Below are 26986 nucleotides of genomic sequence, written 5' to 3'. Positions count from 1 at the left end.
ACTCCAGGAGACTGCGTGACCCTCCGCGGCGTGCTCGACGTCGTCCTCACCGACCCCGGCGTGGCCCGTGTCGTGGCTTCGGCCGGGAACGCCGAGCTGGCGGTCACCGCGCCGCCGTCCGTCCAGCCGCTGGTCGCCGCCGCGCTGGCGGCCGACCGGGGCGGTGCGGGCGTGCCCGTCCTCGTGGTGACGGCGGGCGAGCGGGACGCCGACCAGGTGGCCGACCAGCTGCGCTGCTTCCTGCCCGGGCGGCGCACCGAGGTGTTCCCCGCCTGGGAGACGCTGCCGCATGAGCGGCTCTCCCCGCGCGCGGACACCGTCGGCCGGCGGCTCGCGGTGCTGCGCGACCTGACCCACCCGGGCCGGAACGGCACGGTCGACGTGCTGGTCGCGCCGGTGCGCAGCGTGCTGCAGCCGCTGGCCCCCGGCCTCGGCGACCTGGTGCCCGTGGAGCTCCAGCCCGGGGACACCACCGAGCTCGACGACGTCGCCCGCGCGCTGGCCGACGCCGCCTACACCCGCGTGGAGCTGGTGGAGAAGCGCGGGGAGTTCGCCGTCCGCGGCGGCCTGCTCGACGTCTTCCCGCCCACCGAGCCGCACCCGGTCCGGGTGGAGTTCTGGGGCGACGAGGTCGACGAGCTGCGGTACTTCTCCGCCGCCGACCAGCGCTCGCTCGACGAGCGGCCCGACCGGCTGTGGGCCCCGCCGTGCCGCGAGCTGCTGCTCACCGACGCCGTCCGTGCCCGCGCCGCCGAGCTGGCCGTGACGCACCCGGGGCTGGTGGAGGTGCTCGGCAAGCTGGCCGAGGGCATCGCCGTCGAGGGCATGGAGTCGCTCACCCCCGCGCTGATCAGCGGGGGCGGTGGGGCGGGTGGGGACACAGCGGAGCTGCAGCTGCTCACCGACCTGGTGCCGGCCGGCACGCACGTGCTGGTCTGCGACCCCGAGCGGGTGCGCAGCCGGGCGGCGGACCTGGTGCGCACCGCCGAGGAGTTCCTCGCCGCCTCCTGGGCGACCGCCGCCGAGGCCGGCGACGCGCCGCTGGACCTGGGCGCCTCCTCCTTCCGCGACCTCGCCGACGTCGAGGCCGCCGCCCGCGGCCGCGGGCTGCCGTGGTGGACCACCGGGGCCTTCACGCTCTCCACCGAGGACGACGACACGCACGTCGCCCTGGACGCGACACCCGTCGAGCGCTTCGCCGGCGACGTGCCGCGCGCGGTGGAGCAGCTGCGCGCCTGGTCCCGCGACGGCTGGCGGGTCGTGGTCACCTTCGCCGGCCCCGGGCCCGCCCAGCGCGCCGCCGACCAGTTCACCGAGGCCGAGATCGGCACCCGGCTGGTCCCCGACGTCGCCACGGCCCCCGAGCCGCGGCTGGCCCACGTCACCCAGGGCACCCTGGAGTCCGGCTTCGCGCTGCCCGGCGTGGGCCTGGCGCTGCTCACCGAGCACGACCTCACCGGCTCGCGCGGGACGACGATGCGCGACGCGGTCAAGATGCCGGCCCGCCGCCGCAACGCCGTCGACCTGGTCCAGCTGCAGCCCGGCGACCTGGTCGTGCACGAGCACCACGGCATCGGCCGCTACGTGGAGATGGTCAGCCGCACCGTGCACGGCGGGCAGCGGGACTACCTGATCGTCGAGTACGCGCCGTCCAAGCGGAACCAGCCGCCGGACCGGCTGTTCGTGCCCACCGACGCGCTGGACCAGCTCACCCGCTACGTCGGCGGGGAGGCCCCGGCGCTGTCCAAGCTCGGCGGCGCGGACTGGCAGAAGACCAAGGGCCAGGCGCGCCGGGCGGTCAAGCAGATCGCCGCCGAGCTCATCCGGCTGTACTCCGCGCGGATGGCCACCACGGGCCACGCCTTCGGCCCGGACACCGTCTGGCAGCGGGAGCTGGAGGACGCCTTCCCGTTCACCGAGACCCCCGACCAGCTGGCCGCGATCGACGAGGTCAAGGTGGACATGCAGAATCCGGTCCCGATGGACCGGATCATCTGCGGCGACGTCGGCTACGGGAAGACCGAGATCGCCGTCCGGGCGGCGTTCAAGGCGGTGCAGGACGGCAAGCAGGTCGCCGTCCTGGTGCCCACGACGCTGCTGGCCAACCAGCACTACAAGACCTTCTCCGAGCGGTTCGCCCAGTTCCCGGTGACGGTGAGGGTGCTGTCCCGCTTCCAGTCCGACGCGGAGAGCGCCGAGACGCTGCGGCAGCTGGCCGCCGGGGAGGTCGACGTCCTGGTCGGGACGCACCGGCTGCTGCAGCCGACCACCCGGTTCAAGGACCTCGGGCTGGTCGTCGTCGACGAGGAGCAGCGCTTCGGCGTCGAGCACAAGGAGTACCTGAAGACCATGCGGACGGCGGTCGACGTGCTGTCGATGTCGGCCACCCCGATCCCGCGCACCCTGGAGATGAGCCTGACCGGCATCCGGGAGATGTCGACGATCCTGACCCCGCCGGAGGAGCGGCACCCGGTGCTGACCTACGTCGGGGCGTGGGACGACAAGCAGATGGCCGCCGCCATCCGCCGGGAGCTCCTGCGCGACGGGCAGGTCTTCGTCATCCACAACCGGGTGCAGTCGATCGACAAGGCCGCGGCGAAGATCCGCGGCCTGGTGCCCGAGGCCCGCGTGGCCGTGGGTCACGGGCAGATGCGGGAGCACGAGCTCGAGCGGATCATGGTCGGCTTCTGGGAGAAGGAGTACGACGTCCTGGTCGCCACCACGATCGTGGAGTCCGGCCTGGACATCCCCAACGCCAACACGCTGATCGTCGACCGGGCGGACACCTTCGGCCTGTCCCAGCTGCACCAGATCCGCGGCCGGGTCGGCCGCGGCCGGGAGCGGGCCTACGCGTACTTCACCTACGACCCGAGCCGGCCGCTGACCGAGACCTCGGTGGACCGGCTGACCACCATCGCGCACAACACCGACCTCGGAGCCGGCATGGCGGTGGCGATGAAGGACCTGGAGATCCGCGGGTCGGGCAACCTGCTCGGCGGGGAGCAGTCCGGGCACATCGCCGGGGTCGGCTTCGACCTGTACGTGCGGCTGGTCGGGGAGGCGGTCACCGACTACCGGGCGCAGCTGTCCGGCGAGGAGCCGCCGGCCGAGCCGGCCGACGTGCGGGTGGACCTGCCGGTCGACGCGCACCTGCCGCACGACTACGTGCCCGGGGAGCGGCTGCGGATGGAGGCCTACCGCAAGGTGGCCTCGGTGCAGTCCGACGAGCAGGCGCAGGCGGTGCTCGACGAGCTCACCGACCGCTACGGCGCCCCGCCGGCGCCGGTGCTCAACCTGCTGGCCGTGGCCCGCTTCCGCGCCGCGGTGCGGCAGTGGGGGATCACCGAGGTGTCCCTGCAGGGCCGGGCGATCCGGATCAGCCCGGTCCCGCTGCCGGAGTCCAAGCAGCTGCGGCTGGCCCGGCTGGCCGACGGCGCGACCTACAAGGCCACCGTCGACACCGTCTCGCTCAAGCTGCCGGTCGGCCCGGACCGGCGCACGCCGCTGCGCGACGGAGCGCTGCTGGACCACCTGCACTCGCTGCTGCGGGCCCTCCTGGAGCAGCCCGTCGCCGCGGCGTCGTGAGGCCGGTCGACCACCGCGATCACGGCACCGTGACCACGCCGGGCATCCGGGACGTGGTCACGGCGCCATGATCGTCGGGCCCTCGGTCACCGCAGCGCGGCGGAGAAGCGCTCGGCGAGCGTGCCCACGTGCTGGGCGCTGAGCATGCCGACCCGGTCGTCGTCGACGTCGCCGTGGTGGCCGGGGACGTCGACGACGGTCAGGTCCGCGGCCACCCGGCGCCACGCGGTCAGCGTGCCGCGGACGGCGGCCCGCGAGCCCTCGGCCAGGAAGTAGGTGACCGGGGCGGCGACCGCGCCGGGCCGGAACGCCTCGCCGACCGCCTCCGACCGCGTGAAGAAGGCCAGTTCCGGGTCGGCCCGGACGCCCGGGTCCGCCGCGGCGGCCGGGGACGGCGCTCCGGCCGGGACCGCGACCAGCCGGTGGCGCACCGCGGCCAGGGCCCGGCCGGAGCGCAGCGTGCGCAGCCGCCCGGCCCACCGCTGGGCGGCCAGCTCCCCCGGGTCCAGCGCCGCCCGCGGCGGGCGCACGTCGAGCAGCCCCAACCAGGCGACCGGCTCGCCGGCGGCCTCCAGCGCGGTCGTCATGGCGGTGGCCACCAGGCCGCCGAAGGAGTAGCCGGCCAGCGTGTAGGGCCCCTCGGGCTGCGCCGCCCGCAGCCGCTCCAGCGCCTGCGCGGCGACCTCCTCGATCGGCGCGTGCGTGCCGTCCGGGCCGGTGAGCCGGGGCTGCAGGCCGAGCACGGGGCGGTCGGTGGCCAGCCGCTCCACCAGCCCGGCGTACAGGTTCAGCTGACCCCAGGCGTCGGCGACGAGGACCACCGGCCGGCCGGTCCCCGGGCGCAGCGTCACCACGCCGCCGTCGGCCGGTGACCCGGCGGCCGCCACCGCACGGGCCAGGCCGCGCGGGGTGGGCTGCCCGGCGAAGACCGGCAGCGGCACGTCGGCGCCCAGGTCCAGCCGGACCCGCCGCAGCAGGCTGAGCACCTGCCGGGAGGTGCCGCCCAGGTCGGCGAAGTCGTCGTCCGGGCCGATGCCCCCGGTGCCCAGCACCTCCGCCCACAGCGCCGTGACCGCGCGCAGCAGCGGGTCGCCGGCCCCGGTGCCGGCGGCCGCGGCGGGGCCGCTGCCGGCCGCGGCGACGGCCGCCCGGATGGCCTCCAGGCAGCCGGGGGAGCGCAGCGCGTCGGCGTTGGCCACCGGGTCGCCGTTGACCGCGTCCCGGGCCGCGCGCTCCGAGCGCTTGCCGTTGTGGGTCAGCGGCAGCTCCGGGACGGCGACGAGCAGCGCGGGCACGTGCGCCGGGGATGCCTGCTCGCGCAGCCGCCGCCGGATGGTCCGCCGCAGCGCCTCGTCCAGCTCGGCGCCGTCGCGCAGCACGGCGAGCAGCACCATGCGGGTCCCGCCGGCGCGGTCGGGGTCGCGCTGCTCGACGGCCATGGCGTCGGCGACCTCGGGGACACCGCGCAGCACGGTGTAGATCTCGCTGGGCCCGATGCGGACGCCGTCGATGTTGAGCACGCCGTCGGAGCGCCCGTGCAGCCGGGCCGACCCGTCGGCGTCGAGGTCGACGAGGTCCCCGTGGGTCCACATGCCGGGGTGCTCGGCGAAGTAGGCGGCGCAGAAGCGGGCGCCGTCCGGGTCGCGCAGGAAGCCCACCGGCCGGGACGGGAAGGGGTTGCGGCAGACCAGCTCCCCGACGGCCCCCACGACCTCGGTGCCGTCGGCGTCGACCGCGGCCACGTCCAGGCCCAGGCTGCGGGCCTGCGCCCGGCCGCGGCGCACCGGGGCCTCCGGGCTGCCGAGCACGAAGCAGCCGATGATGTCGGTGCCGCCGGAGATCGACTGCAGCGGCACCGGGCCGACGTGCTCGGCGACCCAGTCGAACTGCCACTCGTGCAGCACCGCGCCGGTGGACAGCACCGCGCGCACCCGGGACAGGTCCACGTGGGCGGCGGGGGACCAGCCGGCGTCCTGGCACAGCTGCAGGTAGGCCGGGCTGGTGCCGAAGACGGTCACCCCGTGCTCGGCGACCAGCCGCCACAGCGTCTCCGGGCCGGTGACCGGGCCGTCGTAGGTGACCACGTGCGCGCCCACGGCGAGCGCGGACAGCTGCCAGTTCCACATCATCCAGGCGGTGGTGGTGTGGAAGTACAGCGTGTCCGCCGGCGTCAGGTCGCCGTGCAGCCGGTGCTCCTTGACGTGCTCGAGCAGCGTGCCGCCGGCGCCGTGCACCATCGCCTTGGGCGGGCCGGTGGTGCCGGAGGAGAACATCACGAACAGCGGGTGGTCGAACGGCCGCCGCTCCCACTCCGGGGAGGGGCCCGCCGCGGCCACCAGGTCGGCCAGCCGGTCGGTGGGCACGGCGGCCGGCGGCAGGTCGTCCAGGGCGACCAGCCGGCACACCGTCGGCAGGCCGGCCAGCAGCGCGTCCGCCGTCCCGGCGCCCATGGCGGCCCGGTCCAGCACGGCCAGCACCGGCTCGACCTGCGCGAACCGCCCGAGCAGCGCCGGGGCGCCCATGTCGGGGGCGGCGGTGGAGACCGCGGCGCCCAGGGCGGCCGCGGCCAGGGCCACGACGATCGTGCCGGCGGCGTGCGGGGCGACGAGCACCAGCCGGTCGCCCGCGCGCAGGCCGGCGTCGGCCAGGGCGGCCGCGGTCGCCCCGACCTCGGCGCGCAGCTGCCCGCGGGTCAGGGTGTCGGCCGGCCGGCCGGCGTGCACGGCGGTGACCGCCGGGGCGTCGTCCGGGACGCCGGCCAGCGGCCGCAGCAGGGCCTCGGCGTAGTTCAGCCGGACGTCGGGGAAGAAGCGCGCCGTCCGCACGTCCCCGTCGGTGAGGACCACGTCGGCCGAGCCGGACCAGGGCAGCCCGGTCCACTCCAGCAGGGTGCGCCAGAACAGCCGCGGCTGGGCCACGGAGAAGGCGTGCAGGGCGCCGGGGGCGTCCAGCGGGACGCCGGCGGCCTCCGCGCACCAGGTCCGGAACGCGGCGAGCTGCGGGACGGCGGGCGCGGGGGTCATCGGCGGGTCTCCTCGTCGCGGGCGACCGCCAGGCTGGCCACCCATCCGTCGGGCACGGGCACGTCCCGCACCGTCCAACCGGCCACCACGCCCTCGGCCCGCCCGACCACGGTCACCGTGGCGGAGGGGTCGGCGCGCAGGCCGGTGCCGCGGGCCTTGAGGACGGCCTCCTTCTGGGTCCAGGCGCGGGTGGCCGCGAGCGGCCGCGCCCCGGCCGGCAGGCGGGTGAGCGCCTCCTGCTCGGCCCGGGCCAGCCAGCCCTCGTCGAGCACGTCGTCCGTCCACGGGGCCACCGCCTGCACGTCGACGCCCACCCGGCAGCGGCGTCCGACGGCGACCACGCCGAGGGCACCGCTGGCCGAGCAGCTCGCGTCGAGGCCCGGCACGCCCACCCGCGGGCGCCCGGACGGGTCGGCGTGCAGCGGCACCGCCCCCGGGGCGACGCCCAGCTCGTCGGCCAGCGCCGCGCGCAGGGCGGCCCGCAGCAGCACGCGGCGCCGGTGGACCGCCGGTCTGCCGCGGCGCGCGCGGGCCAGCTCGGCCGGGTCCAGCACCGCCGCGGCGCGGGCCAGCGCGTCCCCGCCGGCGGCCAGGTCGACCAGCCGGGTGAGGACGCCGGGCGGCGCGGCCGGCCCCGCCGCGGGGGCCGGCGCGGGGGCGGTCGGCGGCATGCCGCGATGCTGGCAGCCGGGGCTGCCGGAGGCGTCCCCCGTCGGGGGGAGGGGCGGCCGCGGACACCCGCCGGGGCGACCCGCTGCCGCGCGGGCGCAGGAGGACCCCGTCCTCCCCACCCCCCGCGAGCTCCGGGCGGTTCCCCGGACGGGGCCACCGGGTGTGGCAGGCTCCGCGGGTGCACACGCGTCGCCTGACCGCATCGCTGGCCGTGGGCCTGGTCGCGCTGGCCGGGGTGGCCGGTTGCCGCACCGACCCCGGGGTGGCCGCCTACGTCGGCGAGGAGGAGGTCACCGTCGGCGAGCTGCAGACCGCCGTCGACACCCGCCTGGAGGACCCCGCCCTGGCCCAGGCGGCCGCGGGCCGGGAGGACGAGTTCACCCGCCTGGTGCTGACCCGGCTGGTCAACGCGGAGGTCTACGACCGGTTCGCGCAGCGCTACGGCGTCACGGTGGACGAGGCCGACGTCCGGGCCCGGCTGGACGAGCTGCTGGCCGGCGAGGACCCGGAGGCGGTCTACGCCCAGGCCGCCGCGCAGGGGGTCGCCCGCGCCGACGTGTTCGAGAGCATCCGCCAGCAGCTGCTGCGCCAGCGGGTGGCCGAGTCCGAGGGGCTGGTCGACGGGGTCACCGAGGAGGAGCTGCGCGCCGCCTACAGCGCGGCGCTGCCCTCCCTGTCGCAGTCGCGGGTGGGCTACGTCAACGTCCCCGACCAGGCCGCCGCCGACGCCGCGGTCGCCGCGCTGGCGGCCGACCCGGCCGCCTACCCGGCGATCGCGGCGCAGTACCCCGGCGAGGCCACCCTAGCCGAGGTGACCGCCGTGGCGCCGGCGGACCTGCCGCCGCAGCTGGCCGACACCGTCGCGGCCACCCCGCCGGACACCGCCACGTCGCTCACCGTGCCCGAGCTGCCCGGCGTCCTCGTCGTCTTCGTCGGCGAGCCGGTCGTGCCGACCTTCGAGGAGGCCCGCCCGCAGCTGGAGCAGACCGCCCGCGGCGAGGCCGCCGCGGCCGGCGAGCCGCTGGTCGAGGAGGTGCGCGCCGGCGTGGACGTCACCGTCAACCCCCGCTTCGGCGTCCTGGAGGAGGGGGCGATCGTCCCCTCCGGCGACGGGGTGGTGGAGCTCCTGGAGGAGGACGGCGGCGCCGCGGCGGCGGCTGCCGGAGACTGACCGGGTGCCCGTCGCGCTCGCCGTCGTCGTCCACCCCGCCCTCGGCGGCCTGCTCGGCCCCGCCGCCTGGCAGGCGCTGTCCGGAGCGCGCCCGGTGGTCGCGCTGCCCGGGGCCGCCGCGGCCGCCGACGCGCTGCGCGCCACCGGCCGGCCGGTGGACGACGTCCCGGACGCCGCGGCCGCCGCGGCCCGCCCGGACAGCGTGGTGGCCCTGGTGCCGGCCGGCACCGACGTCGACGCCAGCGAGGTGGTCGGGGCCCCGCTGCCCCCCGGCGCCCGGCTGCTGGACGTCGTCCGGGTGATGGACGTGCTGCGCTCGCCCGGTGGCTGCCCGTGGGACGCCGGGCAGACGCACGCCTCGCTGCGCGGCTACCTGCTCGAGGAGGCGCACGAGGCCTACGACGCGATCGTCGACGACGACCCGGCCGCCATGCGCGAGGAGCTCGGCGACGTGCTGCTGCAGGTGGTCTTCCACGCCCGCGTGGCCGCCGAGGGCGGTCCCGGCCGCCGGTTCACCGTGGACGACGTCGCCGGCGACCTGGTCGACAAGCTGGTCCGGCGGCACCCGCACGTGTTCGGGGACGCCGGTCCGCGGGACGTGGCCGAGGTGGAGGCCGGCTGGGAGCAGATCAAGCAGGTGGAGAAGCAGCGCCGCTCGCCGACCGAGGGCGTGTCCCGGTCGCAGCCCGCGGCGTCGTGGGGCGCGGCGCTGGTCCGCCGGGCCGCGCGCTCGGGGCTGCCCACGCCCGAGCCGGCGGAGCTCGCCTCGGCCGCCCCCGAGGAGCTGGGGGAGCGGCTGCTCGCCGTCGTCGCGGCCGCCGAGCAGCGCGGCTGGGACGTGGAGGACGCGCTGCGCGAGGCGGTCCGCCGCTACGCCGGCGAGCTGGACGCCGCGGCGGAGGAGCGCGCGGCGGGCTGAGCAGGGCCCGCCCCCGCGGCGGCGCGTCGCGCGGCGGGTGAGCGGTGCCCGCGCGGCTGGCTAGGCTGCTCGCGTGCCCAGCATCGACGCCGTAGGCGCGCGGGAGATCCTCGACTCGCGCGGAAACCCCACCGTGGAGGTCGAGGTCGCCCTCGACGACGGGACGATCACCCGGGCCGCCGTGCCCAGCGGCGCCTCCACCGGCGCCTTCGAGGCGGTGGAGCTGCGCGACGGCGGGCAGCGCTACGGCGGCAAGGGGGTGACCCGGGCCGTCGACGGCGTGCTGGACGTCATCGGCCCCGAGCTGGTCGGCTTCGACGCCAGCGAGCAGCGCCTGGTCGACCAGCGGCTGCTGGACCTCGACGGGACGCCGGACAAGTCCCGGCTGGGCGCGAACGCGGTCCTCGGGGTGAGCCTGGCCGTGGCCAAGGCCGCCGCGGAGTCCTCGGGGCTGCCGCTGTTCCGCTACGTCGGCGGGCCGGCGAGCCACCTGCTGCCGGTGCCGATGATGAACATCCTCAACGGGGGCGCCCACGCCGACAGCAACGTCGACGTGCAGGAGTTCATGATCGCCCCCATCGGCGCGCCGACCTTCGCCGAGGCGCTGGCCATGGGCACCGAGACCTACCACGCGCTGAAGTCGGTGCTGAAGGCCCGCGGGCTGTCCACCGGGCTGGGCGACGAGGGCGGCTTCGCCCCCGACCTGCCGAGCAACCGGGACGCGCTGGACCTCATCGCCGAGGCCGTCGAGCAGGCCGGGTACACGCTGGGCTCGGACATCGCCTTCGCCCTCGACGTGGCCGCGACGGAGTTCCACTCCGACGGCGGCTACGACTTCGAGGGCCAGAGCCGCTCCGCGGAGTACCTCGTCGACTACTACCGCGGCCTGGTCGACGCCTACCCGATCGCGTCCATCGAGGACCCGCTGTCGGAGGAGGACTGGGAGGGCTGGGTCGCCATGACCGCCGCCCTCGGCGACCGGGTGCAGATCGTCGGCGACGACCTGTTCGTCACCAACCCGTCCCGGCTGGCCGACGGCATCGCCCGCGGGGCGGCCAACGCGCTGCTGGTCAAGGTCAACCAGATCGGCACGCTCACCGAGACGCTGGACGCGGTGAACCTGGCGCACCGCAGCGGCTACCGCTGCATGATGAGCCACCGCTCCGGCGAGACCGAGGACACCACGATCGCGGACCTCGCCGTCGCCACGGACTGCGGGCAGATCAAGACCGGCGCGCCGGCCCGCAGCGAGCGGGTGGCCAAGTACAACCAGCTGCTGCGCATCGAGGAGGAGCTCGACGACGCCGCCCGCTACGCCGGTGCGGCCGCCTTCCCGCGGCTGGCCAGGGCGATGGACAGCGCGGCCGGCGAGTGACCGGCCGCGCCCGCCGATGAGCGCGGCGCCCGGCCGCCGCGGCGGGTCGGGCGCGGCACCCTCCGGCCGGCGGCGCTCGACCGGCCGGCCGCTGTCGCACGCCCCGTCCCGGCCGGTGCCGGCCGGCACGCGCTCGGGGGCCGGCATCCGCCCGGAGCCGCGACGCGCCGTCCGCCGCCCGCCGCGGGTGGGCGGTGCCGGTGCGGCATCCCGCCGGCCGCTGGTCACCGGCCGCGCGGTCCTGCTGGCCGGGCTGGTCCTGGTGCTGCTGCTGACGCTGGCCGGCCCGGTCCGCCAGTTCCTGGCCGGCCGCGCCGAGCTGACCCGGCTGGCCGCCGAGGGGACCGCCCTCGACCAGCGGGTCGAGCAGCTGGAGCAGCAGCTCGAGCGGCAGGCCGACCCGGCGTACACCGCCCGGCAGGCCCGCGAGCGGCTGGCCTACGTGCTGCCCGGGGACCGGCTGGTGGTCGTCGTCGACGGCGAGGCCGTGGAGGGCGACGCCGGCACCGTGCCGGAGCCGGTCGCCGGCGAGCTGCCCTGGTACGAGGCGCTGGTGCGCTCGGTGGCGGTGGCCGACGGCGACGCGGAGCCCGGCGAGTGAGCCCGGAGATCAGCCGGGAGGACCGCGAGGTCGTCGCCCGCCAGCTCGGCCGGCCGCCGCGCGCCCTGCGCGCCGTCGCGCACCGCTGCCCGTGCGGCCAGCCCGACGTCGTGCAGACCTCCCCGCGGCTGGAGGACGGCACCCCGTTCCCCACCACCTACTACCTCACCTGCCCGCGGGCGAGCGCCGCGGCCAGCCGGCTGGAGTCCGCCGGCCGGATGCGCGAGTGGCAGGCCGACCTCGGCACCGACCCGCAGCTGGCCGCCGGGTACCGCGCCGCCCACGAGGCCTACCTGGCCGAGCGGGACGCGCTCGGCGTGCTGCCCACCCGCAGCACCGCCGGGGGGATGCCCGACCGGGTCAAGTGCCTGCACGCGCTGGCCGCGCACGCGCTCGCCGCCGGCCCCGGCGCCAACCCGGTCGGCGACCGCGCCGTGGAGAGCATGGGGGAGTGGTGGGCGAACGGCCCGTGCGCGCCACCGGAGGAGGGCCCGTGACCCGCGTCGCGGCCATCGACTGCGGCACGAACTCCATCCGGCTGCTGGTCGCCGACGTCCCGCCGGAGGGGCCGCACACCGACCTGCTGCGCCGGATGGAGGTGGTCCGGCTCGGGCAGGGCGTGGACGCCACCGGCCGGCTGGCGCCGGAGGCGATCGAGCGCACCCGCGTCGTCCTGGCGCAGTACGCCGCCCGGGCCCGCGAGCTCGGTGCCACCCGGGTGCGCATGGTCGCCACCAGCGCCAGCCGCGACGCGGCCAACCGCACCGACTTCGAGCGGATGGTCGTGGCCACCCTCGGCCGGCTGCCCGACGTCGTCGACGGCGACGAGGAGGCCCGGCTGTCCTTCCTGGGCGCCACGGCCTCGCTGGACGCCGCGGTGACCGCGCACGGCCGGCCGGCGCCGCGTCCGCCGTACCTGGTCGTCGACATCGGCGGCGGGTCGACGGAGTTCGTCCTCGGCGACGCCGGCGGGGTGCGCGCGGCGCGCTCGGTCGACGTGGGCTGCGTGCGGCTCACCGAGCGGCACCTGCACGGCGACCCGCCGTCGGCCGACGAGATCCAGCGCGCCGAGGCCGACGTCCGCGCCGCGCTGGCCGACGTCGCCGCCGCCGTCCCGGTGGGGGAGGCGGCGACCCTGGTGGGCCTGGCCGGCTCGGTCACCACGGTGGCCGCGCTGGCCCTCGGGCTGCCGGCCTACGACCCGGTGGCCATCCACGGGTCGCGCGTCCCGGTGTCCGCCGTCCGGTCGGTCACCGCCGGGCTGCTCACGGCCACCCGGCAGCGGCGGGCCGGGTACGCGGTGATGCACCCGGGGCGGGTCGACGTCATCGGCGCCGGCGCGCTGGTGCTGCGGGTGCTCATGGACGCCTTCGCCCTGGACGACGTGGTCGTCAGCGAGCACGACATCCTCGACGGCATCGCGCTGCAGCTGGCCCGCTCGTGAGCGGTCAGGTGCGGGCGCGCAGCGTGCGGACGCCCTGCATGACCGTGCGGGCCAGCTCCCTGGCCCGCCCGCGCAGCGCCCGCCGGGCCAGGCCCAGCACCGCGCCGCTGGCGGCGGCCGCCGGGAGGTGCCCGGCCGAGCCCAGCAGCCCCGGGCGGGCCAGCAGCACCCGCGTGGCGACCACCTCGTCGGGCCGCCAGCGCAGCTTGTAGTCCTCGAGGCCGCGCAGGAAGGAGTACTCCGCCACGCCCAGCCGGGTGGCCCGCCCGAGGGCGCCGTCGACCAGCAGGACGGCGGTGTCCACGTGCTGGCGCAGGGACGGCGAGATGCCGGCCAGGTAGTAGGCCAGCTGCCGGTGCCCGACCAGGTCCACCTCGCTGGCCACCAGCTCGCCGTCGACCCGGTACTCGACGACCACGGCCTGGCCGCGCTCGACCATCGGCACCAGCGCCCCGGCCAGGTGCGCGCGGAAGCGGGCGGTGAGGTGCTCGGGGTTCCCGCGGCGTCCGGCCCACTGCGCCTCGTGCAGCCGGATCAGCTCGCCGACGGCGTGCGGGACGCCGTCCGGGGCCACCTCGGTCGCCACCACCCCGAGCCGCTCGACCTTGCGCAGCTTGCGGCGCAGCGTGCCTGCGGTGCGCGCGGGGACGCGGGCCAGCACGTCGGCCACCGGCAGCGCGGGCAGCTGCAGGTTCACCGACGCCGTCGCCCGGCGGACGCGGCCGGGCCACTGCCGCGCCCAGTGCTCGGCGGCCGCGCCGGGCAGCACCTCGGGCAGGTCGAGCACCCGCCAGCCGGGCACCGCGAGCAGCGCCCGCACCAGCCGCGGGCCGGCGTCGGGCGCGGCCGGGTCCAGCAGGACGTCGGTGTGGTCGGAGGTGTCCCCGCCCAGCGGCAGGAGCACCGGCACCGGCCCGCGGCGGACCCGGTGCAGCGCCGCCGCGGCCACCAGGACGTCGCCGTCCCAGACGCAGACGACGGCCAGCCGCCCGGCCCGGACGTGGGTGCGCGCCCAGGAGCTCGCCCAGGCGTGCGCCTGGAAGGGGGTGGCCTGCGGGCTGCGCGCCCACAGGTCGTCCCAGGCCCCGGCCAGCGCGTCGAACCCCGCGTGGTCGCGGACGACGGCGGGACGCGCGCCGGCCGACCGGTGCGGCACCGCCGGGGCGGACCCGCCCGGGACGTGCTCCGAGACCGGCACCGCTGAGTCCACCCGCGCACGCTCCTCGCCCCTCGCGCGCCGGGTCCCGTCCCCGCCCGGCCGCTGACCGGGCTACGACGCTAGGTCCGGCGGGGGGCGGTGACGACCCCCGGGAGGGGGAGACGGCGCGGGCCGGTCAGGCCGAGCCCTCGTTGAGGCCGGGCGGCAGCTTGCCGGTGAGCCGCTGGTAGGCCTCGGCCGCGCCGCGGGCGGCGACCAGCCGGCCGGCCGCGACGGCCACGCCGGACACCGCGGCCCAGGCCAGGGCCTCGCCCCAGCCGACCCCCGGCGCGGCCGGGTTCTTCGGCGGTTGGGTGCCGCGCGCGGCATACCAGGCGGCGTCGCTGAGCTTGCGGACGGCGATCCCGGCGGGGACCGCCGTCCCGCTGCTCAGCAGCTTCCAGGTCAGCGGCGGCTTCTGCTTCCTCGTCCGTGCCACGCGGCGATCATCCCGCCCCGTGGCCGGGCCGCGCGCGCCGGATGGTCTGCTGGGGGCGTGGCGACCGACGCCGACGGCTTCCCCGTCACCCGCAGCCCGGCCGGGGTGGTGCGCTCCGCCCGCGGCGCCCGCGACCTGGCGGCCCTGGACGCGCGGGTCTCCGGCTGCCGCGCCTGCCCGCGGCTGGTCGCCTGGCGGGAGGAGGTGGCCCGGGTGAAGCGGGCCTCCTTCCGCGACCAGGACTACTGGGGCCGGCCGGTGCCCGGGCTCGGTCCGGCCGACGCCCGCATCGCCGTCGTCGGTCTGGCCCCGGCCGCGCACGGCGGGAACCGCACCGGCAGGGTGTTCACCGGCGACCGCAGCGCCGACTGGATCATCGCGGCGCTGTGGCGGGCCGGGCTGGCCAGCCAGCCGACGTCCACCCACGTCGGCGACGGGCTGGAGCTCGACGACGTGCGGATCGCCGCCGCCGTCCGCTGCGCGCCGCCGGCGAACGCGCCCACGCCGGAGGAGCGGGACACCTGCTCGCCGTGGCTGGCCCGCGAGCTGGCGCTGCTGCCCCGGCTGCGGGTGGCCGTCGTGCTGGGCGGCTTCGGCTGGACGGCGCTGTGGCCGGTGCTCGCCGAGGCCGGGTACCCGCTGCCCCGGCCGCGACCGGCCTTCGGGCACGGCGTGGAGGTGACCCTGGCCGGGCCACGCGGCCCGCTCACCCTGCTGGGCAGCTACCACGTCAGCCAGCAGAACACCTTCACCGGCCGGCTGACCGAGCCGATGCTCGACGCCGTCCTCGCGCGGGCCACCGCCCTGGCCGCGACCGTGCCGGGACCGGGCCCCCGGCCCTAGGCTCACCCCATGGCAGAGCGACCCGTGGTCCTCATCGTCGGCGGCGGCTACGTCGGCCTCTACACCGCGCTGAGGCTGCAGAAGCGCCTCTCGCACGGCCGGGCGGAGGTCGTCATCGTCGACCCGCAGCCGCACATGACCTACCAGCCGTTCCTCCCCGAGGCCGCGGCCGGGTCGGTGGAGCCCCGGCACGTCGTGGTGCCGCTGCGCCGGACGTTGCCGCGCTGCCGGGTGGTCACCGGCGCGGTCACCGGCGTGGACCACGCCACCAAGCGGGCCCGCATCGCACCCATCGAGGGCCAGCCCTACGAGCTGACCTACGACGTGCTGGTCATGGCCGCGGGCTCGATCGCCCGCACCCTGCCGATCCCCGGGCTGGCCGAGCACGGCATCGGGTTCAAGAACGTCGGCGAGGCCATCTACCTGCGCAACCACGTGCTGGCCCGGCTGGACGCGGCCAGCTCCACCGACGACCCGGAGGTCCGCCGCCGGGCGCTGACCTTCACCTTCGTCGGCGGCGGCTACGCCGGCGTGGAGGCCTTCGCCGAGCTCGAGGACATGGCCCGCTACGCGATCACGCACTACTACCCGCGGCTGTCGACCGCCGACATGCGCTGGGTGCTGGTCGAGGCGATGGGCCGGATCCTGCCCGAGGTCGACCTGGACATGGCCGCCTGGACGGTCCGGGAGCTGACCGCGCGGGGGATGGACGTGCGGCTCAACACCCGCCTGGAGTCGGTGTCCGAGGGGTGCGTGGTGAAGCTGTCCGACGGCGACGAGTTCGCCAGCGACACCCTGGTGTGGACGGCGGGCACCAAGCCCAACCCGATGCTCAAGGAGACCGACCTGCCGGTCGACGAGCGCGGGCGGGTGGTCTGCGAGGCCACCCTGCAGGTGCGCGGGCTGCCCGACGCGTGGTCGGCCGGCGACCTGGCCGCCGTCCCGGACCTCACCAAGGAGACCGAGGGCGCGACCACCGCGCCCAACGCGCAGCACGCCGTCCGGCAGGCCAAGCGCCTGGCCGACAACATCGTGGCGGTGCTCGGGGGCCAGGAGCCGGTGCCCTACAAGCACGCCTACGCCGGGTCGGTGGCCAGCCTCGGGCTGCACAAGGGCGTGGCGCAGGTCTACGGCGTCAAGCTCAAGGGCTGGCCGGCCTGGTTCATGCACCGCACCTACCACGTCAGCCGGGTGCCCACCTTCAACCGCAAGGCGCGGGTGGTCGCGGACTGGACCCTCGCCGCGGTGTTCCGCCGCGAGGTCATCTCGCTGGGCCAGCTGCAGGACCCGCGCCGGGAGTTCGTCGAGGCGGCGAACACCGGCCGGACCGGCTCGCTGCCCCCGCCCTCGGCGGCGGACAAGGCCCAGTCGGGCTCGATGCGGGCGAGCTGACCTCCCCGCCCCCGTGGCCCAACTGGCAGAGGCAGGCCCCTTAAAAGGGTCCCAGTGTCGGTTCGAACCCGACCGGGGGCACCCGTCCGGCGCCCGTGCGCGCCGTCACACCCCCCGTCCGGGTGTGCGGGCGGCGTCCAGGAACGCGCAGGCCACCTGCGGCGTTGACTCAGACGAGTGGGGTGCAGGACCGTTAGCCCCACGACAGCCGGTCACCTCGAGGAGATGACGATGCCCAGCTCCAACCCGGTATTCGGCCGGGGTATCCCCAACGCGGGCTCCGGCCAGCAGCCCGGCTGGGGCGGCGCGCCGCAGTACGGCGCCCCCCAGTACGGCTACGGGACCCAGGACCCGTACGCCGCCGCGCCGTCGCCGTACGCGCAGTCGCCGTACGCGCCGGCCACCACCCGCTACATGACGATGGACGACGTCGTCCAGAAGACGGGCCTGTCCTTCCTGGTCACCGTCCTCTCGGCCGCCGTCACCTGGGCGGTGCTCCCGCAGACGCTGGCGATGGGCCTGGTCCTGCCCGCGGTGCTCGTCGCCCTGGTGCTCGGCCTGGTCATCGCGTTCAAGCAGATCGCCAACCCGGTGGCCACGCTGAGCTACGGCGCCCTGTACGGCGTCGCGCTCGGTGCGATCAGCGAGGCGTTCAACGCCGTCTATCCCGGCATCGTCGCCCAGGCCCTGGTCGGCACGTTCGGCGTCTTCGCCGGCATGCTGGTCATCTACAAGACCGGCGCCATCCGGGTCACCCCCAAGCTGACCCGCTGGATCGTCGGCGCGATGTTCGGGGTCCTGGCGCTGGTCCTGGTCAACCTGGTGGCGAGCTTCTTCACCCCCGGCGGCCTGGGCCTGCGTGACGGCGGCCCGCTGGCGATCATCTTCAGCCTGGTCGTGATCGGTGTGGCGGCGTTCTCGCTGCTGCTCGACTTCGACATGGCCGACGAGGCGATCCGCCGCGGCGCCCCGGCGAAGTTCGCCTGGTACATCGCCTTCGGCCTGCTGGTCACGGTCGTCTGGCTGTACCTGGAGATCCTGCGGCTGCTGTCCTACTTCCAGGACGAGTGAGCGCGCAGCGCCACGGCACCACACACCAGTGGCCCGGTCCCCGCGAGGGGGCCGGGCCACTGGCCTGTCGGCACCTCATGTCCCGGCGATCACGACCTCGCGGAAGCGGCGCACCGGGGATCGCCGGCGTGGCGTCTCCCGGAGCGCATGATCGTCTCGGGACGGGCTCAGGAGAGCCGCTCCAGCACCATCGCCATGCCCATGCCGCCGCCGACGCACATGGTCTCCAGGCCGAACGTGCCGTCGGTGGTGCGCAGGCCGTTGAGCAGCGTGCCGGTGATGCGGGCGCCGGTCATGCCGAACGGGTGGCCGACGGCGATCGCCCCGCCGTGCACGTTGAGCCGGTCGATGTCGATGCCCAGGTCGCGGTAGCTGGGGATGACCTGCGCGGCGAACGCCTCGTTGATCTCCACCAGGTCCATGTCGCCGATGGCCATGCCGGCCCGCGTGAGGGCGAGCCGGGAGGCGTCCACCGGGCCGTAGCCCATGATCTCCGGCGACAGCCCGGTGACCGCGGTGGACACGATGCGGGCCAGCGGGGTCAGGCCCAGGTCGCGGGCCTTGGTGTCGCTCATGACGACCACCGCGGCGGCGCCGTCGTTGAGCGGGCAGGCGTTGCCCGCGGTCACCCGCCCGTCGGGGCGGAAGACCGGCTGGAGACCGGAGACGCCCTCCAGCGTGGTGCCGGCCCGCGGGGTGTCGTCCTTGGTGACCACGGTGCCGTCGGGGGTGGTGACCGGGGTGATCTCCCGCTCCCAGAAGCCCTCGGCGATCGCCTTCTCGGCCAGGTTCTGGCTGCGGACGGCGAACTCGTCCATCTCCTGCCGGGAGACGTCCTTGAGCAGCGCCAGGTTCTCCGCCGTCTGGCCCATGGCGATGTACACGTCGGGCACGTCGCCGTGCGCCCGCGGGTCGGCCCAGGAGTCCGCGCCGCTCTCGGCGACCTTGGCCACCCGGGCCTCGGCGTCGTCGAAGACCGGGTTCTTCGTCTCCGGCAGCGAGTCGCTGTTGCCCTTGACGAAGCGGGAGACCATCTCCACGCCGGCGGAGACGAACACGTCGCCCTCGCCGGCCCGGATCGCGTGCATCGCCATGCGGGTGGTCTGCAGCGAGGAGGAGCAGTAGCGGGTGATCGTCGTCCCGGGCAGGTGGTCCATGCCGAGCAGGACGGCGACGACGCGGGCCATGTTGAAGCCCTGCTCCCCGCCGGGCAGGCCGCAGCCGAGCATCAGGTCGTCGATGTCGGTCGGGTCCAGGGCGGGCACCTGGTCCAGGGCGGCGCGGACGATGGTGGCGGTCAGGTCGTCGGGCCGCAGCTCCTTGAGCGAGCCCTTGAACGCGCGACCGATGGGAGAACGCGCGGTCGCGACGATGACGGCTTCGGGCATGGGTCCTCCACGATGAGGGGGATCCGACGACGGATCGGCGGACGTCGGGGCACCAGGCAACCTACTCCCCGGTAGGTCCCGGCCCCGCCCTCACCCGAGCGGCGTGCCCGCCGCCGCGCGCTCGGCCTGGTCGGCCGTCGGGAGGTCCGGCGGGCGGCGGCGGCGCAGCCGGGCCCACGGGCCGCGCGGCCCGGTGTCCCGGCCGCGCACCTCGGTCGCCTGGACCTCGGTGCCGGTCCGGCCGGCGGCGCGGGCCGCGGCCCGGGCGACCGGGCGGACGGTGTCGCGGCGCAGGTTGCGCAGCCCCCGGTCGGCGGCGGCCGGCCAGACGCCGAGGGCGTCGGCGATCGACGGCAGCAGGACGGCGGCCGCGGCGGCGTACCCGGCCGCGCTGGGGTGGAACTCGTCGGCGCTGAACAGGTCGGTGTCCTCGGCGAACGACGGGCCGAGCACCGACCCCAGGGACACGGTGCGCCCGCCGGCCTCGACGACGGCGATGGTCTGCGCGGCGGCCAGCTGCCGGCTCCAGCGGCGGGCCAGCCAGCGCAGCGGCCGCCCGATCGGGCGCACGGTGCCCAGGTCCGGGCAGGTGCCCACGACGACCTGCGTGCCGGCGTCGGTGAGCCGGGCGACGGCGTCGCGCAGGTCGCGCACCGAGACGGCCGGCGAGGTGCGGCTGACCACGTCGTTCGCGCCGATCATGACCAGCGCGACGGCGGGCCGCTCGGCCAGGGCCGCCTCGACCTGCCCCTGCAGCTGGCTGGACCGGGCGCCGGAGACGGCCAGCGGCACCAGCCGCACCGGGCGCTCGGCCAGCTCGGCCAGCGCGGCGGCCAGCAGCACACCCGGGGTCTGGGCGGCCCGCTCCACGCCGAGCCCGGCCGCCGTGGAGTCCCCGAGGACGGCGAACACGATCGGCCGCGCGCGGCCGCGCTGCCCGGACCGGCCGTACACCCCGGCGCCCCCCGGCGGGGGGATCCGGACGGTGCGCGACTCCACGTGCCGCCGCGCGGAGCGCGCCTGCTGCCGGAGCACGGCCAGCACGCCGGCGCCGGCCAGGCCGAGCCCGCCGCCGCCGTAGGCGGCCCCCGTCGCCAGCCGCCACGCCGTGGTCGCTCGAGTCACCGCCGCCCCGTCCCGTCCGTCGGTCGTGTGGTGGACCTGTCCTCGCAGGCTAACCGGCGTTTACGGTCGCCCCGTGGCTGCATCCCCCCCAGGGGTCACGGACGGTGACCGCACCCAGCAGATCGTCGACGTGTTGGTCGACGCCTTCTCCGAGCTGATGACCGCCGACGCGGACGCCTTCCGGACGAAGTTCCGCAAGATGGCCGCCGACCCCTTCGCCTTCTACCGGGGCACGGCCTGCCTGTTCTACGCGGACATGGCGCAGCTGGAGGACCGGTGGTCCGACGAGCGGACCGGCCGGGTGTGGATCCAGGGCGACCTGCACGCCGAGAACTTCGGCACCTACATGGACGGCGCCGGGCGGATCGTGTTCGACGTCAACGACTTCGACGAGGCCTACGTCGGGCACGTCAGCTGGGACCTGCGCCGGTTCTGCGCCAGCTTCGCGCTGCTGTCCTGGCGCAAGGCGTTCGGCGACGAGGTCATCAGCGACCTGCTGCGCGGCTACCTCACCGCCTACCTCGACCAGGTCCGCGCGTTCACCCGCGTGGACGACGACCGCTCCTTCGCCCTCGTCCGGGAGAACACCGAGGGCGCGGTGCACGACGCGGTGCTGCGCACCAGCGCCCGCAGCCGGTCGGGGCTGCTGGACCGGCTGACCGTCGTCGAGGGCTACCAGCGGCGCTTCGCCGACGGCCCGCGCACCCGCCGGCTGGACGGCGCGGAGCGCGAGCGGGTGCTGGCCGCCCTCGACCGCTGGCGGGAGACCGTGCACCCCCCGCGCCGCCGCCGCGACGTCGCCTACGACGTGAAGGACGTGGTGGCCACCGGCGGCTTCGGCATCGGCAGCGCCGGGCTGCCCGCCTACACCGTGCTGATCGAGGGCTACGACCAGGCGCTGGAGAACGACGTCGTCCTCTCGCTCAAGCAGGGCAACGTGGCCGCCCCCAGCCGGGTGGTCCGCGACCCGGCGATCCGGGCGTCCTTCGAGCACGAGGGGCACCGGACGGCGGTGTCCCAGCGGGCGCTGCAGGCCAACGCCTCGCAGTTCCTGGGCCACACCGAGGTCGACGGCGTCGGGTTCGTCGTCCAGGAGCTCTCGCCCTACGAGGTGGACCTGCGCTGGGACGACCTGACCGAGCCCGAGGACATCGCGCCGGTGATGGCCCAGCTGGGCCGGGCGACGGCGAAGGTGCACTGCGTCGGGGACGCCGACAGCGACCACACGCTGGTGCCCTTCCAGACCGAGGAGGCGGTCGTGGAGATGGTCGGCGACCGCCAGGAGGAGTTCGTCGCCGACCTCGTCGACTTCGCGCACTCCTACGCCCACCGCACCCAGGCCGACTTCCGGCTGTTCGTGGACGCCTTCCGGGCCGGGGCCATCCCCGGGATCAGCTCGAGCGGCTCCCACCCGGTGCGGTGACAGGCACAGGAGGCTCTCCCCACGTCCCGAGGCGTCAGGGCGTGGGTGAGGCCTCCTGTGCCTCCAGGGGGACGGCGGTGAGCATGCCGACGTGCGGGCCGATGCCGGGCTTGTCGTAGGGGCCCGCGACCACGGTGAGGCCGAACCGCTCGTAGAAGCCCGCGGCGGTGGTCCGGGCGTCGCACCACAGCAGGTCCCCGCCGCGCCCGGCGACCGTCGCCAGGCACGCCTCGAGCAGCACCCGGCCGGTGCCGGCGCCGCGCACCGCCGGCTCGGTCGCCATCCCGCGCAGCTGCCACGGGGAGCGGGCGTCGCGCCACGGGCAGGCGGCGGGGGACAGACGGGCCACCCCGACCACCCGGCCGTCGGGCTCCCGGGCGGCGAGGTGCACGGTGGCCGGGTCGTCGTCCCCGGGCATGCCGGCCGGGCCGCCGCCCCGCAGCACCGCGCTGCGCAGCGGCAGCACGACCTCGACGCCGACCTCCTCGACGGTGACCTGCACGCTCACCGGGCCCGGCGACCCCGGCGGGTGCGCAGGTAGTCGGCCACCACGTACTCGCCGAGCCGCTCGCTGTCCGGGGTGAACACCCGCCCGCCGGCCCGCTGGGTGAGGTCGTGGACGAAGTGCACCAGCCCGGGCTCCGGGTCGAGGGCGAAGACGTTCACCGTCGCGCCGGTCCGCGCCACGCGCTCCACCTCGGCGACGGTGCGGGCGATGGTCTCCGGCATCGGCGGCCAGCAGAAGAACGGCGTCCCGTCGTCCTCCAGGTGGGCGGTCGGCTCGCCGTCGGTGACCACCAGCACCACCGGCTCGGCGTCGTGGTGTCGGGCGAGGAACCGGCGGGCCAGGATCAGCCCGTGCTGCAGGTTGGTGCCCTGCAGCGTGTCCACGGAGAGCTCCGCGAGGGTCTCCGGGCGCAGCACCTGGGCGGTGGAGGAGAAGCCGATGATCTGGATGGCGTCCTGCGGGAAGCGGGTGGTGACCAGGGAGTGCAGCGCCATCGCCGTCGACTTGGCCGCGCCCCACGTGCCGCGCAGCGCCATCGAGTAGGACAGGTCGACCAGCAGCGCGACGGCGGCGCCGGTGCGCCGCTCGGTCTCCACGACCTCGAAGTCCTCGACGGCGATGCGCACCCGGCGGGCGGCGGTCGTGCCCGGGGTGGTGGGGTGGGCCCGACGACTCGGCTCGTGCGCGGTGCGCAGGACGGCGTTCTTCACCGTCCGGACGACGTCCAGCGGCTGCTCGTCGCCGAACCGCCATTCCCGCGAGCTGCCGGTGAGCTCTCCGGCCGCGCCGGCGTCGGCGACGTCGTGCTCGCCGCGGCCGGTGGCGTCCAGCTGGGCGAACACCCGGCGCAGCGCGGTCGCCCCCAGCCGGCGGACCGCCTTGGGGGAGAGCTCCAGCCGGCCGTCGGAGCGGTTGAGGTAGCCCTGCCGCTCCAGCTCGCGCTCCATCTGGCGCAGCGCGGCCAGGTCGTCGACCGCCGGCCGGCCCAGCGCCCGCTCCAGCAGCTCCTCGTCGACGTCGGCCAGCGAGGCGCCGGCGTAGCCCTGGGAGAGCTGGTTGGACAGCGCCTCCAGGTCGGCCAGCTCCGCGACCGCGCTCGTGGCGTCGCCCAGCCCGAGGGACTGCTCGCCGTCGGGCACCTGCCCGCGCTGGCCCCAGGGCAGGTCCGGGCGGGCCTGGCGCAGGGCGTCCTGCAGGTGCGCCATCTCGCTGGCCAGCCCCATGTCCTGCATGGTCTGGGCCATCAGGTCGGCCAGCTCGGCCCGCTGGTCGGGCGACAGGCCGGCCATCATCCGCTCCTGCGCGGCGGCCCGGCGGGCGAGGGAGTCGATCAGCTCCTCGACCGACTGCGGGTCGTCCGGGAAGAACTGCCCGTGCTCGTCCATGAAGTCGCGGAACCGCTCGTCGGTGTCCTCGCCGCGGTTGTGCGCGTCCACGAGCGCGGACAGGTCGGCGACCATGTCCTTGACGGCCTGCATGTCGCCGGCACCGGCGTTCTGCAGTGCCTGCTTCATCGAGGCGAAGGAGCTGTCGAGCACCTCCCGGCGCAGCAGGTCCTGGATCTGCTCGTAGGCCTGGCGGGCCTCGGGCGACCGCCAGTCGTACTCCTTCAGGGCCCGGACGGCGCCCGCGGTGTCCTCGGGCAGCGCGTCGAGCTCGGCCTCCTTGAGCCGGGCCATGTCATCCGGGTCGGGGAACAGCGCCCGCCGCTCGGCCTCCACGGCCCGGTCGAGCAGCTCGCGGACCTCCTCCAGCGTGCCGTCCATCCGCCCGGCGTTGCGCGCCTGGCGCAGCCGCTCGCGCACCGAGCGGCGCAGCTCGTCCAGGCCGCGGCGGCCGTCCATGCCGCGGCGCAGCAGCTCGCGCAGCGCCTCGCGCACGCCGCTGCCGCCCAGCACCGAGTCGCCGATCTCGTCGACGGCGCTGCCCAGGTCGTAGGGCGGGGCGAGCGGGTCCGGCCCGCCCCGCCAGCGCCCGTACCGGTGGCCCCTGCCCGGCCGCCTCACCACGTCAGGCCCCGTACACGGTGCGCGGGCCGTCGGTGTCCTTGGCCAGCCGGCGGGTGAGGTAGAGCCCCTCGAGGGCGAACTCCACCGCGGCGGCGGCCTGCTCGGCCGACTGCTCGCCCTCGGGCACGCCCAGGCGGCCCAGCAGCTCGGCCAGCTTCGGGATGGTGCCCAGCTGGCCGAGCAGCGCGGCGGCGGGCACCAGCTCGCCGGACTCGACGGTCTCCCCGCCGGTGAAGTGCTCCTGCAGGCCGGTCAGGTCCAGCCCGGCGCAGCGGGCGCGGAAGGTCTGCGCGGTCGCCTGGCGGAGCAGGTGCTCCAGCACCTCGGTCTCGCGCTCGTCGTCCGGGTCGGAGCCGGAGTCGGCGAACTCCACCTTGCCGCGGCTGGCCGGGACGATGCCGGGCAGGTCGACGACGCGGGCGACCGGGCGGGTCTCCCCGGCCACGGCGGCCCGGCGGACGGCGGAGGCGGCCACCGTCTCCAGCCCGGCGATGGCGAACCGGGCGCTGACGCCGGAGCGCTGGTCGACCTGGCTGGAGTCGCGGACCAGCCGGGTGAACCGGGCGACGATCTCCACCAGGTGCTCGGGGACCAGCGGCTGCTCCACCATCCCGTCACCGAGCCAGCTCGTGTCGGCCTCCTGGTTGAGCAGGCGCACCTCGTCGACGAGCTCGATCGGGTAGTGGGTGCGCACCTCGGCGCCGAAGCGGTCCTTGAGCGGGGTGATGATCCGGCCGCGGTTGGTGTAGTCCTCGGGGTTGGCGCTGGCGACCAGCAGCAGGTCCAGGGGCAGCCGTACCCGGTAGCCGCGGATCTGGATGTCCCGCTCCTCGAGCACGTTGAGCAGCGCCACCTGGATGCGCTCGGCGAGGTCGGGCAGCTCGTTGACGCTGAAGATGCCGCGGTTGGTGCGCGGCACCAGGCCGTAGTGCACCGTCTCCGGGTCGCCGAGGGTGCGGCCCTCGGCGACCTTGATCGGGTCGACGTCACCGATCAGGTCGCCGACGCTGGTGTCCGGGGTGGCCAGCTTCTCGCCGAAGCGCTCGCTGCGGTGCAGCCAGCCGACCGGGGTGGCGTCGCCGTGCTCGGCGATCTGCCGGTGCGCCCACACGCTGATCGGGGCCAGCGGGTGCTCGTTGAGCTCGCTGCCGACCAGGACCGGGGTCCACTCGTCGAGCAGGCCGACCAGGGTGCGGATCAGCCGGGTCTTGCCCTGGCCGCGCTCGCCGAGCAGGACCAGGTCGTGCCCGGCGATGAGGGCCCGCTCGACCTCCGGGACGACGGTGTCCTCGAAGCCGACGATGCCGGGGAGGGTGGGCTCGCCGGCGGCCAGGCGGGCGAGCAGGTTGGCGCGGATCTCGGCCTTGACCGGCCGGGGAGTGGCCCCGCTGTCGCGGAGCGCGCCCAGTGTCGTGGGTGCGGGGGGAGCGGAGGCGGGAACGCCGGGGTCCGTCACCCCCGCCACGGTACGACGCCACCGGCCGCGCGGGCACCCGTCCGTCGCTGCCACCCGGGCCGGGTGCTGGGAGGATCGGCGCATGGTGGCTGGCGAGGTGCAGCGCGACGGCGTCGGGCTGGTGGGCGGTCGCGACGTCGAGGCCGCGGCGGCGCTGCTGGACGGCGTCGTCCGCCGCACGCCGCTGGAGCACTCCCGCGCGCTGGCCGACCGGGTCGGCGGCCCGGTGTGGCTCAAGTGCGAGAACCTGCAGCGCACCGGCTCGTTCAAGATCCGCGGCGCCTACACCCGGCTGGCGCGGCTGTCGGCCGACGAGCGGGCGCGGGGCGTGGTCGCGGCCAGCGCCGGCAACCACGCGCAGGGGGTCGCCCTGGCCGCGCAGCTGTTGGGCATCCGGGCGACGGTGTTCATGCCGGAGAACGCGCCGCTGCCCAAGGTGGCCGCCACCCGCGGCTACGGCGCGGAGGCCCTGCTCGGCGGCGACTCGCTCACCGACGCACTCGCCTCGGCCGCCGAGCACGCGCAGCGCACCGGCGCGGTGTTCATCCACCCGTTCGAGCACCCGGACGTCATCGCCGGGCAGGGGACGGTCGGGCTGGAGGTCGTCGACCAGTGCCCCGACCTGGCCACCGTGGTCGTGTGCACCGGCGGCGGCGGGCTGGTGTCCGGAGTCGCGGCGGCGGTCAAGGCCCGCCGTCCGCACGCCCGGGTGGTCGCCGTGCAGGCCGCCGCGGCCGCGGCCTTCCCCGGGTCGCTGGCCGCCGGGCGGCCCGTGCCGCTGTCGGGGATGACGACGATGGCCGACGGGATCGCCGTCGGGGCGCCGGGGGAGCTGACCCTCAGCCACGTCCGCGACCTGGTCGACGAGGTGCGCACGGTGAGCGAGGAGGACCTCTCCCGGGCGCTGCTGTTCTGCCTGGAGCGGGCCAAGCTGGTGGTCGAGCCGGCCGGGGTGGCGGCGGTCGCCGCCGTGCTCGCCGACCCCGCCGCCTTCGCGCCGCCCGTGGTGGCGGTGGTGTCCGGCGGCAACATCGACCCGGTGCTGCTGCTCAAGGTGGTCCAGCACGGCATGGCCGCCGCCGGGCGCTACCTGTCGCTGCGGCTGCGGGTGCCCGACCGGCCCGGGTCGCTGGCCGCGGTGCTGGCCGAGCTGGCCGCGGCGGGGGCCAACGTGCTGGAGGTCGAGCACGAGCGCACCGGGACCCGCCTGGGCCTGGGCGAGGTGGAGGTCTTCGTCGTCCTGGAGACCCGCGGGCCGCAGCACGCCGAGGAGCTGCTCGCCCGGCTGGACCGCGCCGGCTACGCGGTCAGCGCCGGCTGACGGAGGACCCTCCCCGCTTGCGG

21 protein-coding genes and 1 tRNA gene are annotated in these 26986 nt (G+C 76.5%); 13 read left to right on the top strand and 9 right to left on the bottom strand.

Features of this window, described 5'->3' with window-relative positions:
* The first annotated feature begins 15 nt into the window (after positions 1-15).
* A complete protein-coding gene (gene mfd / locus CHB98_RS14730; RefSeq protein ID WP_089306353.1) occupies positions 16-3585 on the top strand; it encodes a transcription-repair coupling factor in 3570 nt (1189 codons plus the stop codon).
* A gap of 86 nt (positions 3586-3671) precedes the next feature.
* Here the strand turns inward: mfd and CHB98_RS14725 are convergent, their stop codons facing one another.
* Together CHB98_RS14725 and CHB98_RS14720 are read right to left on the bottom strand one after the other, a co-directional pair.
* Positions 3672-6608, bottom strand: coding sequence for an acetoacetate--CoA ligase (locus CHB98_RS14725; RefSeq protein WP_089306352.1), 2937 nt, complete (start codon positions 6606-6608; stop codon positions 3672-3674).
* The gene (locus tag CHB98_RS14720) at positions 6605-7279 is read right to left on the bottom strand and encodes a 4'-phosphopantetheinyl transferase family protein (RefSeq protein WP_089306351.1); all 675 of its coding nucleotides are present in this window, start codon (positions 7277-7279) and stop codon (positions 6605-6607) included. Before CHB98_RS14720 ends, CHB98_RS14725 begins: the two co-directional genes overlap by 4 nt.
* Before the next feature lie 179 nt (positions 7280-7458).
* Here CHB98_RS14720 and CHB98_RS14715 point away from each other — a divergent pair, with 179 nt between their 5' ends.
* The 6 genes from CHB98_RS14715 (at position 7459) to CHB98_RS14690 (ending at position 12790) form a co-directional block, all read left to right on the top strand.
* Entirely contained in the window at positions 7459-8451 is a 993-nt protein-coding gene (locus CHB98_RS14715) for a SurA N-terminal domain-containing protein (RefSeq protein ID WP_143425095.1), read from the top strand.
* A gap of 4 nt (positions 8452-8455) precedes the next feature.
* Positions 8456-9370, top strand: coding sequence for a nucleoside triphosphate pyrophosphohydrolase (locus CHB98_RS14710; RefSeq protein ID WP_089306349.1), 915 nt, complete (start codon positions 8456-8458; stop codon positions 9368-9370).
* 73 nt (positions 9371-9443) lie between these two features.
* Positions 9444-10745, top strand: coding sequence for a phosphopyruvate hydratase (gene eno, locus CHB98_RS14705; protein WP_089306348.1), 1302 nt, complete (start codon positions 9444-9446; stop codon positions 10743-10745).
* A gap of 16 nt (positions 10746-10761) precedes the next feature.
* Positions 10762-11346, top strand: coding sequence for a septum formation initiator family protein (locus tag CHB98_RS14700; RefSeq protein WP_089306347.1), 585 nt, complete (start codon positions 10762-10764; stop codon positions 11344-11346).
* Entirely contained in the window at positions 11343-11843 is a 501-nt protein-coding gene (locus CHB98_RS14695; protein WP_089306346.1) for a DUF501 domain-containing protein, read from the top strand. The genes CHB98_RS14700 and CHB98_RS14695 overlap by 4 nt, the downstream gene beginning before the upstream one ends.
* The gene (locus CHB98_RS14690; protein WP_089306345.1) at positions 11840-12790 is read left to right on the top strand and encodes a Ppx/GppA phosphatase family protein; all 951 of its coding nucleotides are present in this window, start codon (positions 11840-11842) and stop codon (positions 12788-12790) included. The genes CHB98_RS14695 and CHB98_RS14690 overlap by 4 nt, the downstream gene beginning before the upstream one ends.
* A gap of 4 nt (positions 12791-12794) precedes the next feature.
* Here the strand turns inward: CHB98_RS14690 and CHB98_RS14685 are convergent, their stop codons facing one another.
* Positions 12795-14000 carry a GNAT family N-acetyltransferase gene (locus CHB98_RS14685; RefSeq protein ID WP_089306344.1) on the bottom strand — a complete coding sequence of 402 codons (1206 nt, stop codon included), beginning with the start codon at positions 13998-14000 and terminating at the stop codon, positions 12795-12797.
* A gap of 124 nt (positions 14001-14124) precedes the next feature.
* Positions 14125-14427 carry a DUF4235 domain-containing protein gene (locus CHB98_RS14680; protein ID WP_089306343.1) on the bottom strand — a complete coding sequence of 101 codons (303 nt, stop codon included), beginning with the start codon at positions 14425-14427 and terminating at the stop codon, positions 14125-14127.
* A 57-nt stretch (positions 14428-14484) separates the two neighbouring features.
* Here CHB98_RS14680 and CHB98_RS14675 point away from each other — a divergent pair, with 57 nt between their 5' ends.
* From CHB98_RS14675 to CHB98_RS14660, 4 genes are all read left to right on the top strand, one after another.
* Positions 14485-15270 carry a uracil-DNA glycosylase gene (locus CHB98_RS14675; protein ID WP_089306342.1) on the top strand — a complete coding sequence of 262 codons (786 nt, stop codon included), beginning with the start codon at positions 14485-14487 and terminating at the stop codon, positions 15268-15270.
* 9 nt (positions 15271-15279) lie between these two features.
* On the top strand, positions 15280-16662 hold the full coding sequence (locus CHB98_RS14670) for an NAD(P)/FAD-dependent oxidoreductase (protein WP_089306341.1): 1383 nt from the start codon (positions 15280-15282) through the stop codon (positions 16660-16662).
* 7 nt (positions 16663-16669) lie between these two features.
* Positions 16670-16743: transfer RNA gene (locus tag CHB98_RS14665), tRNA-Leu, on the top strand.
* Positions 16744-16893: 150 nt separating this feature from the next.
* Positions 16894-17733, top strand: a complete 840-nt coding sequence (locus tag CHB98_RS14660; protein WP_089306340.1) for a Bax inhibitor-1/YccA family protein — start codon at positions 16894-16896, stop codon at positions 17731-17733.
* Between the two features lie 167 nt (positions 17734-17900).
* On the opposite strand, the gene CHB98_RS14655 is transcribed toward CHB98_RS14660, so the two are convergent.
* Positions 17901-19121 carry an acetyl-CoA C-acetyltransferase gene (locus tag CHB98_RS14655; RefSeq protein ID WP_089306339.1) on the bottom strand — a complete coding sequence of 407 codons (1221 nt, stop codon included), beginning with the start codon at positions 19119-19121 and terminating at the stop codon, positions 17901-17903.
* Positions 19122-19211: 90 nt separating this feature from the next.
* Positions 19212-20246, bottom strand: coding sequence for an SGNH/GDSL hydrolase family protein (locus tag CHB98_RS22765; protein ID WP_089306338.1), 1035 nt, complete (start codon positions 20244-20246; stop codon positions 19212-19214).
* Positions 20247-20319: 73 nt separating this feature from the next.
* On the opposite strand from CHB98_RS22765, the gene CHB98_RS14645 reads away from it, so the two are divergent.
* The gene (locus tag CHB98_RS14645) at positions 20320-21669 is read left to right on the top strand and encodes a DUF2252 domain-containing protein (protein ID WP_179224521.1); all 1350 of its coding nucleotides are present in this window, start codon (positions 20320-20322) and stop codon (positions 21667-21669) included.
* A 34-nt stretch (positions 21670-21703) separates the two neighbouring features.
* Here the strand turns inward: CHB98_RS14645 and CHB98_RS14640 are convergent, their stop codons facing one another.
* The 3 genes from CHB98_RS14640 to CHB98_RS14630 are packed head-to-tail and all read right to left on the bottom strand — an operon-like array spanning position 21704 to position 25642.
* Positions 21704-22177: a GNAT family N-acetyltransferase gene (locus CHB98_RS14640; RefSeq protein WP_245821171.1), complete on the bottom strand. Its 474-nt coding sequence runs from the start codon at positions 22175-22177 to the stop codon at positions 21704-21706.
* Positions 22174-24186 carry a vWA domain-containing protein gene (locus CHB98_RS14635; RefSeq protein ID WP_089306337.1) on the bottom strand — a complete coding sequence of 671 codons (2013 nt, stop codon included), beginning with the start codon at positions 24184-24186 and terminating at the stop codon, positions 22174-22176. Before CHB98_RS14635 ends, CHB98_RS14640 begins: the two co-directional genes overlap by 4 nt.
* A gap of 1 nt (position 24187) precedes the next feature.
* Positions 24188-25642: a sigma 54-interacting transcriptional regulator gene (locus CHB98_RS14630; protein WP_245821170.1), complete on the bottom strand. Its 1455-nt coding sequence runs from the start codon at positions 25640-25642 to the stop codon at positions 24188-24190.
* An 82-nt stretch (positions 25643-25724) separates the two neighbouring features.
* Between CHB98_RS14630 and ilvA the strand changes: the two genes are divergently transcribed.
* Positions 25725-26963 (top strand): threonine ammonia-lyase, encoded by a 1239-nt coding sequence (ilvA, locus tag CHB98_RS14625; RefSeq protein ID WP_218822373.1) that lies wholly within the window; start codon positions 25725-25727, stop codon positions 26961-26963.
* Positions 26964-26986 lie beyond the last annotated feature (23 nt).

Origin of the sequence: Geodermatophilus pulveris (assembly GCF_900188375.1) — a bacterium.
Classification (GTDB): Bacteria; Actinomycetota; Actinomycetes; order Mycobacteriales; family Geodermatophilaceae; genus Geodermatophilus; species Geodermatophilus pulveris.
Note: the sequence above shows the minus strand (reverse complement) of the source record. Positions and strands in the feature narration are given on the sequence as shown.